15 protein-coding genes are annotated in these 14,299 nt (G+C 41.6%); all 15 read left to right on the top strand.

Translation table 11 applies throughout. The features are described 5' to 3' along the window. Nucleotides 1-3 precede the first annotated feature (3 nt). A complete protein-coding gene (locus H0Z23_RS02385; RefSeq protein WP_296867363.1) occupies nucleotides 4-297 on the top strand; it encodes a hypothetical protein in 294 nt (97 codons plus the stop codon). Beyond that, nucleotides 290-2,053: a V-type ATP synthase subunit A gene (locus H0Z23_RS02380; RefSeq protein WP_296867362.1), complete on the top strand. Its 1,764-nt coding sequence runs from the start codon at nucleotides 290-292 to the stop codon at nucleotides 2,051-2,053. The genes H0Z23_RS02385 and H0Z23_RS02380 overlap by 8 nt, the downstream gene beginning before the upstream one ends. Beyond that, entirely contained in the window at nucleotides 2,050-3,444 is a 1,395-nt protein-coding gene (locus tag H0Z23_RS02375; RefSeq protein WP_296867361.1) for a V-type ATP synthase subunit B, read from the top strand. The genes H0Z23_RS02380 and H0Z23_RS02375 overlap by 4 nt, the downstream gene beginning before the upstream one ends. Further along, the gene (locus tag H0Z23_RS02370) at nucleotides 3,441-4,112 is read left to right on the top strand and encodes a V-type ATP synthase subunit D (protein WP_296867360.1); all 672 of its coding nucleotides are present in this window, start codon (nucleotides 3,441-3,443) and stop codon (nucleotides 4,110-4,112) included. Before H0Z23_RS02375 ends, H0Z23_RS02370 begins: the two co-directional genes overlap by 4 nt. A gap of 23 nt (nucleotides 4,113-4,135) precedes the next feature. Then, entirely contained in the window at nucleotides 4,136-4,600 is a 465-nt protein-coding gene (locus H0Z23_RS02365) for a 23S rRNA (pseudouridine(1915)-N(3))-methyltransferase RlmH (protein ID WP_296867359.1), read from the top strand. Nucleotides 4,601-4,642: 42 nt separating this feature from the next. Next, a complete protein-coding gene (locus H0Z23_RS02360) occupies nucleotides 4,643-4,951 on the top strand; it encodes a YbaB/EbfC family nucleoid-associated protein (RefSeq protein WP_296867358.1) in 309 nt (102 codons plus the stop codon). 3 nt (nucleotides 4,952-4,954) lie between these two features. Then, a complete protein-coding gene (gene recR / locus H0Z23_RS02355) occupies nucleotides 4,955-5,590 on the top strand; it encodes a recombination mediator RecR (RefSeq protein WP_366928867.1) in 636 nt (211 codons plus the stop codon). 4 nt (nucleotides 5,591-5,594) lie between these two features. Then, complete coding sequence (locus H0Z23_RS02350; RefSeq protein ID WP_296867356.1) at nucleotides 5,595-6,746, top strand: PIN domain-containing protein; 1,152 nt, start codon at nucleotides 5,595-5,597, stop codon at nucleotides 6,744-6,746. After that, a complete protein-coding gene (ispF, locus tag H0Z23_RS02345) occupies nucleotides 6,743-7,906 on the top strand; it encodes a 2-C-methyl-D-erythritol 2,4-cyclodiphosphate synthase (RefSeq protein ID WP_296867355.1) in 1,164 nt (387 codons plus the stop codon). Before H0Z23_RS02350 ends, ispF begins: the two co-directional genes overlap by 4 nt. Nucleotides 7,907-8,063: 157 nt before the next feature. Next, nucleotides 8,064-9,539: an IMP dehydrogenase gene (gene guaB, locus H0Z23_RS02340; RefSeq protein ID WP_296867354.1), complete on the top strand. Its 1,476-nt coding sequence runs from the start codon at nucleotides 8,064-8,066 to the stop codon at nucleotides 9,537-9,539. A 184-nt stretch (nucleotides 9,540-9,723) separates the two neighbouring features. Further along, nucleotides 9,724-10,245, top strand: a complete 522-nt coding sequence (gene rimP, locus H0Z23_RS02335) for a ribosome maturation factor RimP (protein WP_296867353.1) — start codon at nucleotides 9,724-9,726, stop codon at nucleotides 10,243-10,245. Next, a complete protein-coding gene (gene nusA, locus H0Z23_RS02330; RefSeq protein ID WP_296867352.1) occupies nucleotides 10,245-11,345 on the top strand; it encodes a transcription termination factor NusA in 1,101 nt (366 codons plus the stop codon). The genes rimP and nusA overlap by 1 nt, the downstream gene beginning before the upstream one ends. Then, a complete protein-coding gene (locus H0Z23_RS02325; protein ID WP_296867351.1) occupies nucleotides 11,338-12,006 on the top strand; it encodes a DUF448 domain-containing protein in 669 nt (222 codons plus the stop codon). Before nusA ends, H0Z23_RS02325 begins: the two co-directional genes overlap by 8 nt. Continuing rightward, complete coding sequence (infB, locus tag H0Z23_RS02320; protein WP_296867350.1) at nucleotides 11,999-13,969, top strand: translation initiation factor IF-2; 1,971 nt, start codon at nucleotides 11,999-12,001, stop codon at nucleotides 13,967-13,969. The genes H0Z23_RS02325 and infB overlap by 8 nt, the downstream gene beginning before the upstream one ends. A 3-nt stretch (nucleotides 13,970-13,972) precedes the next feature. Next, nucleotides 13,973-14,299: a DUF503 domain-containing protein gene (locus H0Z23_RS02315; RefSeq protein WP_296867349.1), complete on the top strand. Its 327-nt coding sequence runs from the start codon at nucleotides 13,973-13,975 to the stop codon at nucleotides 14,297-14,299.

The raw sequence follows: 14,299 nt of genomic DNA, 5'->3' as shown, positions 1-14,299 counted from the left end.
GCGATGGATGGTTTTAAGAGTGAAAAAGCTTTGGTAGTGGGTAGGGATTTGTTCGTTGATCTATGGTCCCTTTCAGGGTTTGAGCCGGTGGAGTGTAACGATCCCAAAGCTCTAGGTTCTATCTGGGGCACTCTAGTAGAAAGTAATGTTTCTTTGATATTACTCGAGGAAGAGTGGTTTTGTGAAATTCCGGAGATATTCAAAAAAAGAATAGAGAAGATGTCTAGGCCTTCTTGGATCGTTTTGCCATCCTTTAGTTTGCCTGAAGAAAGTTGGGGTGGGTTCTTTGATGGATAGGGAAGGGGTTATAAGAGGAATCGCTGGTCCTGTAATAACAGCAGAATCTAAAGTTTCTACTCGTCTTTATGAGGTGGTTAAGGTCGGGAATGAAAGGCTCCTTGGCGAGGTTATTCGTATAAGGGGGCCTTTTGTGGATGTGCAAGTTTATGAAGATACGAATGGCTTAAGAGTGGGCGAGCCAGTTTTTTTTAGTGGAGAGCTTCTTTCTGTGGAACTCGGTCCTGGTATTCTTGGTTCTGTTCTGGATGGGATAGGTAGGCCGCTGGATAGAATGGGTGATGAGGGAGATATATTTCTGAGGAAAGGTTTTGAGGCTCCTACGGTTCCACGGGATCGAAAGTGGAAGTTTATCCCTTTAATGGAGAGGGGGCAGAAGTATTTCCCAGGAGATATTTACGGGGTAATGCTTGATGTGGGGGGGCTTGAACATTATCTTATGATACCTCCACTAGAGAGACCTGGTACGATAGCATGGATAGCCGAAGAAGGAGAGTACGGTGCGGGAGACTCTCTTTTTAGCTCTACTGATGGGCTAACTCTGCAATGTCTGCAGAAATGGAACGTTAGGGTGCCTAGGCCATTCAAGGGGCGCCTTCCGTTTAATGAACCATTGATCACAGGACAGAGAATAATAGATACACTGTTCCCCGTCGCGTTGGGTGGAGCTTCTGTTGTCCCAGGAGGGTTTGGGACTGGCAAGACGGTTACGCAACAGTCATTAGCCAAGTGGTGTAATGCTGATATTATAATATACATTGGTTGTGGCGAGCGAGGAAACGAGATGACCGAAGTTCTGGAAGAGTTCCCTCATCTTAAAGATCCCAGAACAGGAAATCCTCTAATGAATAGGATGATATTGATAGCTAACACATCCAACATGCCGGTAGCAGCTCGAGAGGCAAGCATTTATTTAGGCATGACGTTGGCTGAATATTTTAGGGATATGGGGAAAAATGTAGCTATAATGGCTGATTCCACCTCAAGATGGGCTGAGGCCCTTAGGGAAATAAGCGGAAGGTTGGAAGAAATGCCTGGAGAAGAAGGATATCCTGCGTACCTCTCATCAAGGTTGTCCCAGTATTACGAAAGAGCCGGTAGGGTTAAAGTTTTGGGTTCGAGGGAGCGCGTGGGTTCCATAACGGTCATTAACGCGGTTTCCCCTCCTGGAGGGGATTTTTCTGAGCCGGTGACCCAAGCAAGCCTAAGACTTTCTGGAGCTTTCTGGGCTCTTGATAAATCTTTGGCGCAACAAAGGCATTTCCCTTCCATCAACTGGAACCTTAGTTATACCTTATATGAGCGATCCCTCTCTGACTATTTCAAAAGAGAATTGGGTGAGGACTGGAATATGTTGACGCTTTGGCTTAGAGAACTGCTGGAATCAGAAAAGAGGTTGCAGGAGTTAGTTCAGATAGTTGGAAGAGATGCCTTAGAGGATTTGGATAGATGGAAATTGCACTTGGCATGGCTGATTAAAAGTTTTTATCTACAGCAAAATGCCTTTGATGATAAAGATGCCTTTTGCCCTCCAAAGAAGCAAAAAATGTTGCTGGAATTTTTTAGAGAAATTGATGACAGAGTTACTAAAAAGATAAGAGATGGGGCTCTTTTCTCTCAAATACATAGGATTTCTCTGCCTTTATGGCTAGAACGCATGAAAGGTTTGGAAGTAGAGAAAATGGAAACGAAGAAAAGGGAATATATCGCTGAGCTTGAAGAGGAATTGAGCTCTTTAGAGGTGATACAGTCATGAGCCTTTATAAAGAAGGGAGCAGAGCTATTAAGGGAGTCACTGGGCCGTTGTTGTTTGTCTCTAATATAAAGTGCGGAGGTTATGGAGAAATAGTTTCTATAGAAACGGATACCTCAACACTGATGGGACAGATATTGCAGGTTGAAGGGGATCTTTGTGTAATTCAGGTTTTTGAGGACACTATGGGACTTAACCCTGAATCTACTACCGTGTGGTTGGAGCGAGATGTCATGAAGATCTCCTTGAGCCCGGCGCTCAAGGGGAGGATATTGAATGGAAGAGGAGAGCCCATAGATGGTAAAGGACCTATTATTTACGAAGAGTTGAAATTGCCTATTCAAGGTTTGCCATTGAATCCGGTGAAGAGGTCCAGTCCTAATGCGTATATAGAGACAGGTATTTCTTCTATAGATTTAATGAACACGTTGGTAAGAGGACAAAAGCTTCCTATTTTTTCCGGCGCAGGTTTACCCGCAAATGAGCTTGCGACTCAGATTGTTAAGCAAGCTAGAGTTCCAGGATCTAAAGGACAGTTTCTCCCAATATTTGCGGCAGTAGGGATAACAGCCAGAGAAGCTCAGTATTTTATAAATTTTTTCAATGATACTGGTACCATACATAATGGCATTTTTTTTATAAATCTTGCAAGTGATTCGGCTGTTGAGAGAATACTAACCCCAAGACTAGCATTGACAGCAGCAGAATATTTTGCTTTTTTTCTGGGATACGATGTTTTGGTGGTTATTACAGATATGCTTTACTATTGTGAGGCTTTGCGAGAAATAAGCGCTGTTAGAGATGAGGTGCCGGGCAGAAGAGGCTACCCTGGCTATATGTATTCTGACCTGGCAAGCATATTTGAAAGGGCCGGATGTGTGAGAAGTGGAAGAGGTAGCGTTACGCAGATTCCTATAATAACTATGCCTGGAGATGATATGACTCACCCGGTAGTTGATTTGTCCGGATACATAACGGAAGGTCAAATAGTTTTAGATAGAGGTCTAAATGACAGAAATATCTATCCTCCAATAAATGTTTTACCAAGCTTAAGCAGGCTAATGAACAAAGGAATAGGAAGAGGAAAAACGGTAGAGGAGCATAGAAGCCTAGCAGATCAATTGTATGCATCTTATGCAAGGGCAAAGGAAGTAGAACGGTTGAGATTGATAGTTGGAGAGGACGGGCTTACCGAAGAAGAAAAATTCTTTTTGCGTTTTGGTGAAATGTTTGAGGAAAAGTTCTTGAACCAAGGAGATGAGTATAGAGATATAAAGGAATCAATGGAAATAGCGTGGGATTGTCTGTCAATACTTCCCAAAGAGGCCTTGTATAAATTGTCTGAAGATATTATAGTTAAAAAATTGTCTGGAAGGGAAAGAAAAACTTCATGAATTCCCAGCAAATAGCTACTAGAGACAGAGTAATACTTCTACGAAGACAGATAAATATAGTAAAGTTTGGCAGGGCGCTGTTGGAGAAAAAAAAAGACGCCTTGCTTAGAGCCATAGAGGAGGATAAGAGAGCTTTTTCAGAGAAAGAGAAGCGTTTAAAAGACCTAGTTTTGAAATTAAGTTACTCATATGCTTTGGTGAGAATGTATGAGGGATCTTCTGTTATACGATTATTGTCGCTGGGGAAACCGAAGTTAGAATTAAAGTCTACAGTGCATACTCTCATGGGTTGCAAGTATTTGCAGTATCAATGTCAAAAAGTCAAAAACTTAAAACTAGAGGAAGTGGCGCTAGATCCTGCATTGACATCTTTTTATATAGACGATCTCCTTCAGACGCTAGCTGATATAGAGCCTGTACTTTGGGATTTTATAAATATAAAAACCAAATTGAACTCTCTTGAGATGGAGCTTAAAAAGACAATGATGAAAGTAAACACGTTGGACCACGTCGTTTTGCCTAAGTTGCAGACCAACCTAAGTTATATCTTAAATATATTGAGCGAAAGAGAGCGGCAGGAAAGATATATAGCCAAAAAGGTTTCTCGTAGAAAAGGGGCCAAAAATTATTTCAAAGGTTCAGCTGATGGGGAAAACAATCAACTGTAAATTGATTGAAAGGACAATAGGGTGTGAAGATAGAGATATTGACAGTGGGCAAGCCTAGAACCTCATACATAAAGGAAGGGGTTTCAGATTATTTAAAGAGGTTAAGAAGTTACGTGTCATTAAGCGTACGCCATGTTCCAGACTATTCTAGGAGGAAAAGGCCTGAAAAAGTTTTGGAGGAGGAAGGAAAAGAAATACTGGGAGCTATGGGGAGGTTGGATTTTTTAGTTCTCTTAGATGTACAGGGTAGACTCATGGATAGTCTGTCTTTTGCTAAATGGATGCAAAAAAGCTTGTGTGAGACACAAAAAAAGCTAATATTTTGTATTGGGGGAGCCTATGGGGTATCTTCGGATGTCAAAAATAGAGCGAATTTGCTCTTGTCGCTATCGCCCATGACGTTTCCACACGAGATGACTTTGTTGATTTTAGCCGAACAGCTATATAGAGCTGTTATGATAAATAATGGTAGTGCCTATCATCATTGAGAAAGAACGATTAATTTTATTTAGAGGAGGTAACTTGAAAAAATGAAAATGGATCAAATTTTAAAGCAGGCAAAGAAACTTCAGGCAGAGATGGCCAAAGTACAGGAAGAACTAACCCATGAAGTAGTAGAAGGAAGTGCTGGTGGAGGGCTTGTTAAGGTAAAAGCAAACGGACAAGGAGATATAGTAGGAATCACTATAGATGAGCAAGTTATAGATCCAGAGGAAAAAGAAATGCTTGAAGATTTAGTTCTTGCAGCCATTAGTGATGCTTTGACGAAAAGTAGAGAGTTGGCTCAGAAGAGAATGGGAGCTTTTGGTAAGGGTTTTGGTATACCTGGTCTTATGTAGGAGATGGTTTTATTGGATAGAGAACCATTGAAGAAGGTAATAAGCCTTCTTGCCAAAATCCCGGGGGTTGGTGAGAAGTCAGCGAGGCGTTATGCTCTTTTTTTACTGCAGCAGCCCAAAGAGTATGCATTAGAACTGGCTAGAGCAATTATAGAGTTGAAAGAAAAAACAGGATTTTGCCCTATATGCGGAAATATCGCGTCCTCTGAGGGAGATCTTTGCGCTGTTTGTAGTGATCCTACGAGGGACAGAAAGACACTTTGTGTTTTGGAAAGTCTTGAGGATTTGATTAATTTTGAACAATCAGGTGTTTATTCAGGGCTTTATTTTGTCTTAGGAGGGCGAATCTCTCCTATGGAAGGAGAAGACCTTGATGAGGAACAACTTGAAAAACTGAAGCATTATGTTGTGGAAAAGGATTTTAAAGAGGTTATAATTGCTACTAATCCTAAGGTTGAAGGTGATTTGACCTTTTACGCTGTTTACGATGTTTTGAAGGATTGTGATGTTGCTATAAGCAGGTTGGCCTTTGGGCTTCCTGTGGGAGGAAGTATTGGGTATGCTGACAGGGTAACCCTACATGCTTCTCTTGATTCAAGAATGGCAGTAAATGGGGGCAAAAAAGCGAGAAGGGAGTGATAAAATGGCCAAAAAAAATGTAAAAAAAGTCTTGGGTATTTTTGCTCGAAGCCTGTTTGTTTTTATTGGAGCCATTATAGGTTATGAGGTAGCTTTTGTTTTGATAAGCAAAAAACTGTGGCCTTGGGAAAATGTGCCTCATGTAATTGTCCTTTATTTGCTTTCTGTGGTTTTATTTGGACTTATAGGTTATATAGTAACCCCCATCATTATAAGAATTCTCGGCTTTATGGGATTATATTTTGAAAAGAGCATGGAAGGGATGAGTTGGCGCGATATTTCGGTAGCTATTTTTGGTCTCATAGCAGGGTTGTTTGTAGCAAATTTGGCAGCTTTGCCTTTTTCAAGCCTTCCTGGTGTTGGGAGTTACATAGCTATAACGTTGAACATATTTTTGGGATATCTTGGAGTGAGGCTTTTTTTGAATCACAAGGAAGAAATATCTGGTATGTGGACCTCCATAGGTGGTTTGAAAAGTCGCCTCGCAAAGACGAAAAAGGAAAAAGAACCTCACGAAGAATTATCAGATGTTGCTTTCAGTGGAGGAAGTTTAAAAATCCTTGATACTAGCGTGATTATTGACGGAAGGATATTAGATATTGCAGCTACAGGTTTCGTGGAAGGAACGTTTGTGTTGCCAAAGTTCGTTCTTAATGAGCTTCAATCCATAGCTGATTCAACAGATCCCTTGAGGCGGACAAAAGGAAGAAGAGGCCTTGATGTGATCAAAGAGATGCAAAAAGTTAAAAATATCTCTGTGCAGATTGTTGATAAGTCTCTTGGCGAGCTGGGGGTTGATTCTGTGGATGCTGGTATTGTTGCTTTGGCGGAGGCTATGGGAGCAAAGATTATTACCACTGACTATAACCTCAACAAGATAGCTCAAATACAGGGAGTTGAGGTACTGAACGTAAACGAGCTTGCGAATGCGTTAAAACCTATTTTGCTACCTGGAGAAAATGTTGTTGTAGATTTGATAAGGGAAGGCAAGGAACCCAAGCAAGGAGTGGGATACCTTGATGATGGAACTATGCTAGTAGTCGAGGATGGAGAAAAATATATAGGAAGCAGAGTGGAGGTAGCTATTACTTCCATGCTTCAAACTCCAGCAGGCAGAATGGCCTTTGGCAGAGTAAAAAGAGAGGTTAAACTTTGAGAACGTGGTCTTTTGTGCTTCTAATAGGAGGAAGAGGAAGCAGGTTTGGGGGAACTCCAAAGCAATATAGGTTGTTGTGGGGGAGGCCTTTGTGGACTTGGAGCTTCCACCTTGCTAAAAGGCTTATTGCCATGAAGGCTATAGAAGAAGTGGTCGTAGTAGCTCCCGAAGGAGATGTGGCTTATTTAAGAGGTTGTTTGGAACCTTATCCATGGGCGCGAGTCGTTCCTGGAGGTAAAACTAGGCACGACTCGGCACTTTCGGGATTAAAAGCTGCGAAAAGTGACTATGTCCTTGTCCATGATGGCGCAAGGCCCTTTGCAGATGTTAATTTGTGCTTGAAGCTTAAGGAAGAGGCTGTCTTAAATGGAGCAGCGGTTCCTGTGTTGGAAGTCAATGATGCGTTGAAGAAGCTCGAGAATGGTGGGATTTTGATTACAATTCCGAGAGAGGGGCTTCTTTTAGCCCAAACGCCACAAGCCTACCCTCGGGAGGAACTTATTAAAGTTCTCGAGAGAGCAAGTTGTGAGGTCAGAGATGAATCAGAGGCATGGGCTAAGGCTGGTCGTTTTGTAAGCTTGGTACAAGGTAGCCCAAAAAATTTGAAAATCACTTACCCTTATGATTGGGAGTTTGCTAAAATGATGGGAGCCTGTTATCAAAATGCTACAAGATGTGGAATAGGTTACGATGTACATCCCCTTGAGCCTGGGAGACGCCTAGTGTTGGGGGGGGTTGAAATACCTTCGGAGATAGGTACTGTAGGGCATTCCGACGGCGATGCTTTATGTCATGCCCTTTCAGATGCCATATTGGGTGCCTGTGGTGAGCCAGATATAGGTTTTCTTTTCCCTGCTTCTGATGATGCATATAAAGGGGCTAACAGTATGGCTTTATTAAAAGAGGTTGTAGAGAGAGTAAGACGAAAAGGCTGGCAATTAGTATGGGCAGATTCTATTATAATCCTTCAATATCCCAAGCTGGCTCCCTTCATTAAAAAAATAAAAGAATCCCTAGGAAAAGTATTGAATGATTCTAATGGGGTAGAATTGATAAATGTGAAAGCTAAATCTGCGGAACACATTGATAGTGCAGGATGTGGTATGGCTGTTCATTGTCATGCATCTGTTGTCATGCAAAAAATAGTAGATGCATTATGAACGTTTCCTAATGCAGTGCTTAGTAAGCCATATCATATAAAAATATCCCTTGTCATAATTGGGCATTAGTTCTAAACTATTCCCTCAAATAACTAGCAGGTATTTGAAAAGGTTTTTTGTTGTAGTTATAGAGATGTAGGATGGAGGCGAGAGAAAGATGGATTGTGAAAAAATAATGCAGGCTGAAGAGGGAATTACCTTTGATGATGTTCTTCTTTTGCCAGGATACAGTGAAGTTTTGCCGGCAGAGGTCAATTTGAAAACCTACTTGACGCCTCAGATTCAACTTAATATACCTCTATGTAGCGCGGCAATGGATACAGTAACGGAAGGAAGACTTGCAATAAGCTTGGCTAGAGAAGGTGGCATAGGCATTATTCATAGGAATATGACCGTAGAAGAACAGGTAGCGGAAATAGATAAAGTTAAGCGTTCTGAATCAGGGGTAATAGTTGATCCCTTTTATCTTCATCCAGAGGATTCTGTTAGAGAAGCGGTAAGTCTCATGGAAAATTATCACATATCAGGAGTTCCTATTGTAGATAACGATAATAAATTGGTAGGAATAATAACTAACAGAGATTTGAGGTTCGTTACTAACTACGATCAACCTATAAAAGATGTCATGACCAAAGAAAACCTAATAACAGCTCCAGTAGGTACCACATTAGAGGGAGCCACGGAAATACTTAAGAAGCATAAGGTGGAAAAGTTGCCACTAGTGGATTCAAAAGGAATCCTAAAAGGGTTAATTACAATTAAAGATATAAGAAAAGCAAAGGACTTCCCGAATGCTTGTAAGGATGAACATGGAAGGTTGAGGGTGGGAGTTGCTTTAGGGGTAGGAGAGGCTGCTCTTGGAAGGGCGGACAAATTTATAGAAGCTGGAGTGGACGTTCTGGTTGTAGATACAGCTCATGGACATTCCAAATCTGTGATTGAGACCGTAAAGAAACTTAGGAAGAGACACTCAAAGATACCTATAATAGGTGGGAATATTGCGACAGGAGAGGCAGCTGAAGCGCTTATAGAGGCAGGGGCAGACGGAGTAAAGGTTGGCGTTGGTCCAGGCTCTATTTGTACAACCCGTGTCATTGCTGGCGTGGGAGTTCCCCAGCTTTCTGCTGTAATGCGAGTGGCTAGCGTTGCCCACAAAAAAGGCAAGACTGTTATTGCAGATGGGGGAGTACGTTTTTCTGGGGATCTCGTTAAAGCCATAGCAGCAGGCGCTGATGCTGTAATGATAGGCTCCTTGTTTGCAGGAACAGACGAAAGCCCAGGAGAAGTAACTATTTATAGAGGAAGGTCATTTAAGAGCTATAGGGGTATGGGATCCTTAGCTGTTATGAAAGATGGCCTTAGTAAAGATAGATATTTCCAGCAGAATGCACCCGAAGATAAGCTTGTGCCAGAGGGAATAGAGGGATTAGTCCCCTACAAAGGGCCTTTAAGTGGAGTAGTTTATCAACTTATTGGAGGCCTGCGTTCGGGCATGGGATACGTTGGAGCTGCAGATATATCTGAATTACAGAAGAAGGCAAGGTTTGTGCGCATAACTTCTGCAGGAGTAAAAGAAAGCCATCCTCACGATGTTGTTATAACTAAAGAGGCACCTAATTATTGGGTGGAGTAATGCCGTAGATGAAGATATGTGTTATTGTTGCTTGGTTAAAATTACAGTGATATAATAACTTTGTGTTAGCGCCTTAGAAATGATTATTGTGCCTTGTCCAAGGCGAAGAGTGGGAGTACCTGCTCTTCGCCTTTTGTCTGATAGGCTCAGTGTTAAATGTAAATAATGGGAGAAGGTTGTAAAGATGGAAATTCTAAAAGGATTACTTAGCAAGGACAAGATCAAAGATCTAGTGGAAGGTTTAGGGTATGAGTTCGTTGGAATAGAATTTACAGTGGAAAGCGGTCGGAATATAATGCGGGTTTATATAGACTCTTTGGGGGGAATATTGATATCAGATTGTGAGGAGGTATCAAAAAGAATAGACCTGCTGCTTGATGAACATGATGAGAAGATTCCCAAAAAGTTCTTTTTAGAGGTGAGTTCTCCAGGAATAGAGAGACCCTTATTCGAGGTTAAAGATTACGTAAGGTATAAAGGCAATAGGGTTAAGGTAAGGCTAAGAAGTGCTTTGCAGGGACATAAAAATTTCAAGGCAGTTATAGAAGATGTTGAGGGCGATAGAATATTTTTTAAAGTTGAAGAGGAAGTGCTTTGCGTTCCTATATCTTTTGTGTCTAAGTGTAATCTTATATCGGATGAACTTGAAAAATTTAGTTCAAAAGGAAAAAACATCAAGGATGATAGAAAAGGGAGGAAAAAATAATGCAATTAGGGCGTGATTTTGCTCGCGCTTTACGGCAAATTACTCAAGAAAGAAACCTGCCACTTGAAATAATATCTTCGGGTTTAGAGGCAGCGATGGTCCATGCTTATAGAAAGTTTAAAAATGGGAATCAGAATGTGGAAGTTTATTTAGATCTAGAAAATGGCGAAATGAGTATTTGTGAAGTTCGAAAAATAGTAGAAGATGTACAAGATCCTGATACGGAAATCACCTTAAAAGAAGCTTTGGAAAAAGGTTTCAATGATGTGGAGGTAGGGGATATTATAAGGATTGAAGTCAATCCTGAGAATTTTGGTCGTATAGCTGCTCAAACAGCTAGACAAGTGATCATTCAAAGGCTTAAGGACGCCGAAAGACAGGTAATATATGAAGAGTTTGCTGACAAGATAGGTGATTTGGTTACGGGGACTATCTTCAAGGCTGAAAATGACTATGTGTTAGTTAGGTTGAACGATAGGACTGAAGCTCTTTTGCCTCGAGAAGAAAAAATAATAGGCGAAGAATATAATCTAGGGGATCGTATGAAATTTTATCTCCTGGAAGTTAGACAGACATCCAAGGGTCCAAAAATAATAGTTTCAAGAAGTCATCCAGGGCTCTTGCGTAAGTTGTTGGAGCTTGAGGTCCCTGAAATCCGTGACGGAATCATAGAGATAAGAAGTATCGTAAGAGAAGCTGGTGCCAGATCTAAGGTTGCTGTAAGCAGCTTAGATGCTAATGTGGAACCTGTAGGTGCTTGTGTGGGACCCAATGGTTCGCGAATAAAATCTATAAGTAATACCCTTGGAGGAGAAAGGATCGATATTGTGATATATAGCGGCGATCCCTTGCAATTTATAAAAAATGCCCTTTCTCCAGCAAAGGTTATGAAAATAGAGCCTGTTTTGGAACAAGAAAAGGCTGTGAAAGTTTATGTGCGTCCGGATCAGCTTTCTCTTGCCATTGGAAAAGCTGGGCAGAACGTTAGATTGGCAGCTAGGCTGACAGGATGGAAGATAGATATAAAGACACTGGAACCAGACAGATTGCCAACGCTTCAGGATTTGTTTGAAGATATTGTAGTTAAGGAAGATGATTGAATATATGATGATAGAGGGAAGAAAGAAAGCGGGGATATTTCAGAAACGTAAAAGGCCAAGAACCTGTGTGGGGTGTGGAGCGGAGGAGGGTAAAAAAAATTTATTGAGGATCGTGCGCTCTCCCGAAGGAGTAATAAGCGTCGACCCCACAGGAAGAGAGCCTGGAAGAGGGGCCTATCTGTGTATTAGTCTGGAATGTTTGAATTTGGCAAGGAAGAAAAATGCTCTCTCTAAGGCTCTGAAGGTGCCTGTTTCTGCGTCTTTTTATGACGAGGTGGCAATGTACATAAAAGCAAAATTAGATGGCCAAACGAATGAAAAAGAGAAATACATAAATTCTAAATTTTTAGATTTAGTAGGCCTTTCTGCAAGAGCCGGCATGCTTTCAGTCGGCCAAGATAAGGTGTTGCAGGAACTAAAGAAAGGTAAAAAAATGCTTGTTTTATTGACAATGGATTGTTCTAACAACGTCGAGAGGGCGATAGCAGGATATAAGGAGAGGGAGCATTGCACTGTAATAAAGTTGGATTTTCTTGACAGAAAGACAGTGCACTCAAAGCTTAATCTTGGAAAAACCCAAATTTTGGGGCTTCCTCTTGACAGCGGAATAGCTAAAAAAATTGAAGCGCTCGTGACAGAGGGGGTTGGGGATTATGAGTAAAATTAGGGTATATGAGTTGGCGAAAATGTTAGGTTTATCCAATAAAGAGCTGATGCGGATATTAGAAGATTTGGGGGTTGATGTTAAAACTCATATGAGTTCCATAGATGCTGAAACTGCCCAGATAATAGAGGAGTCTCTTGGAGAGACAAAGGCGAGCAGTAAATCTTCTGAAGCTAAAGAGGAAAGTAGGAGAACTATAAATGTTCCCTCTGGGGCAAGCGTTTCAGATGTCGCTAAAGCTCTAGGGGTTAAACCTGCGGAAGCTGTTAAGGCTTTGCTGGAAGCAGGCAAAATGGTCCCAGCCGGAGCTGTAGTAGGCCCAGAAATAATGGATATTTTGTCTAAAGTGTTTAATGTAAAAATAGTATTGGCAGATTCTGCAGAAGAGGAGCAAGAAAAAGATAAGCTGGAGTTTTTACAGAAAAAGAAGCCAGAAGGGAAGAATTTACAGCCCAGGGCACCCATTATAACAGTTATGGGGCATGTCGATCATGGCAAAACCTCCCTTCTAGATTACATGCGTAAGACTAAAGTAACGGAACGAGAAGCTGGTGGAATAACGCAGCATATAGGTGCTTCTACACTTGAATACAATGGTAGAAAAATAGTCTTTTTAGACACTCCAGGGCACGAAGCTTTTACCTCTATGCGTGCAAGAGGAGCACAGGTTACGGATATAGTGATTTTGGTGGTTGCGGCTGATGATGGTGTCATGCCCCAGACTGTAGAGGCACTAAATCATGCTAAGGCTTCTGGGGTACCGATAGTTGTGGCTGTTAACAAAATTGATAAACCTGAAGCCAGGCCAGATAGAGTAAGGCAGCAACTTTCTGAACATGGCTTAATTCCTGAGGAATGGGGCGGAGATACTATTTTTGTTGATATTTCCGCAAAGACGGGAGTGGGTGTGGATCAGCTTTTAGAAATGGTATTACTTGTGGCTGATATGAACGAATTAAAAGCGGATCCTACAGTTCCTCCTTGTGGAGTAATTATTGAAGCTAAACTCGATAGGGGTAAGGGGCCAGTGGCTACAGTCATAGTCCAGGAAGGAACTTTACGAGTAGGGAATATTCTGGTATCAGAAACTTCCTGGGGTAAGGTTAGGGCTATGATAGATGATAGAGGTCGCACTTTGAAAGAAGCGGGGCCTAGTACAGCGGTCGAGATCTTAGGTTTCAACGACGTTCCTTCTCCAGGCGAGACTTTTAAAGTTGTAAGTGCAGAGAAGGAAGCCAGAGCGTTAGTAGATCGAGTTAAACAGGAAGAAAAAGCTGCCTCTGCAAAAGCTGAGAGGCATATAACGCTGGAAGAACTTTATGACAAAATGTCTGAAGGAGAGACTCCAGCTTTGAGATTGGTATTAAAATGCGATGTGCAGGGCTCGTTAGAGGCATTAAAAGGTTCCCTCAAGAAACTTCAAACGGAAGAGGTAGAGATAGATTTTATTCATGAAGGCGTTGGAAGGATTTCTGAATCTGACGTAATGTTAGCTTCGGCCTCGGATGCTATTATTATAGGGTTTAACGTGAGACCGGATGCTAAGGCCAAAAAATTGGCGGAAGCTGAGGGTATTCAAATTAGGCTATATAACGTAATTTATGACCTAATAGACGACGTCAAATCTGCTTTGGAGGGAATGCTTGCACCGACACTTAGAGAACAAACTTTGGGGCAAGCTGAGATAAGGGCTGTCTTTAAGGTTCCTAAAATAGGCAAGGTCGCGGGATGTTACGTGTTGGAAGGTGTCATAAGAAGAAATGCTAAGATTCGCATAGTAAGGGATGGTATAGTGATTTGGAATGGTTCTTTGGATACTCTTAAGAGATTTAAAGATGATGTTAGAGAAGTAGCTGCCGGTTATGAGTGTGGTATGAGCTTTACTAACTTCCAAGATTTCAACGAAGGAGATATCGTAGAAGCGTATGAAGTTGTGGAGGAAAAGAGAACATTGGAATAGAAAATGTTTAAAAGATGCGAGTCGCCTGTAGTGGGCCTTTTGATTCTTGAGATAAAAATACATGGTGCGAAGAGCCTTAAGGATAGAAGGCAGGTTGTACGCTCTTTGGTGACTATCCTTAGGAGACGATGGAATGTTTCTGTCAGCGATCTAGGCCCTTTGGATTCGTGGAGTGATGCCATAATGGCTATCGGGGTGATTGGCAGTAGTTTTGATAGTGTCGAAGATCTTTTATCTGAAGTGAGCCAATTTTTAACTATAAAAGAGGACCTTGCAGAATTTAGTATTGTCCGAATGAAACGAGAGGTAGAGAAACATGATATCTTTTAG

It is taken from the genome of Thermovirga sp. (assembly GCF_017656375.1).
Classification (GTDB): domain Bacteria; phylum Synergistota; class Synergistia; order Synergistales; family Thermovirgaceae; genus Thermovirga.
This window is presented reverse-complemented; position numbering and strand designations above follow the sequence as displayed.

Coding starts and splice junctions, on each gene's coding strand:
- H0Z23_RS02385 (WP_296867363.1), top strand. CDS start 4: ATGGATGGTTTTAAGAGTGAAAAAGCTTTGGTAGTGGGTAGGGATTTG.
- H0Z23_RS02380 (WP_296867362.1), top strand. CDS start 290: ATGGATAGGGAAGGGGTTATAAGAGGAATCGCTGGTCCTGTAATAACA.
- H0Z23_RS02375 (WP_296867361.1), top strand. CDS start 2,050: ATGAGCCTTTATAAAGAAGGGAGCAGAGCTATTAAGGGAGTCACTGGG.
- H0Z23_RS02370 (WP_296867360.1), top strand. CDS start 3,441: ATGAATTCCCAGCAAATAGCTACTAGAGACAGAGTAATACTTCTACGA.
- H0Z23_RS02360 (WP_296867358.1), top strand. CDS start 4,643: ATGAAAATGGATCAAATTTTAAAGCAGGCAAAGAAACTTCAGGCAGAG.
- recR (WP_366928867.1), top strand. CDS start 4,955: ATGGTTTTATTGGATAGAGAACCATTGAAGAAGGTAATAAGCCTTCTT.
- H0Z23_RS02350 (WP_296867356.1), top strand. CDS start 5,595: ATGGCCAAAAAAAATGTAAAAAAAGTCTTGGGTATTTTTGCTCGAAGC.
- guaB (WP_296867354.1), top strand. CDS start 8,064: ATGGATTGTGAAAAAATAATGCAGGCTGAAGAGGGAATTACCTTTGAT.
- rimP (WP_296867353.1), top strand. CDS start 9,724: ATGGAAATTCTAAAAGGATTACTTAGCAAGGACAAGATCAAAGATCTA.
- nusA (WP_296867352.1), top strand. CDS start 10,245: ATGCAATTAGGGCGTGATTTTGCTCGCGCTTTACGGCAAATTACTCAA.
- H0Z23_RS02325 (WP_296867351.1), top strand. CDS start 11,338: ATGATTGAATATATGATGATAGAGGGAAGAAAGAAAGCGGGGATATTT.
- infB (WP_296867350.1), top strand. CDS start 11,999: ATGAGTAAAATTAGGGTATATGAGTTGGCGAAAATGTTAGGTTTATCC.
- H0Z23_RS02315 (WP_296867349.1), top strand. CDS start 13,973: ATGTTTAAAAGATGCGAGTCGCCTGTAGTGGGCCTTTTGATTCTTGAG.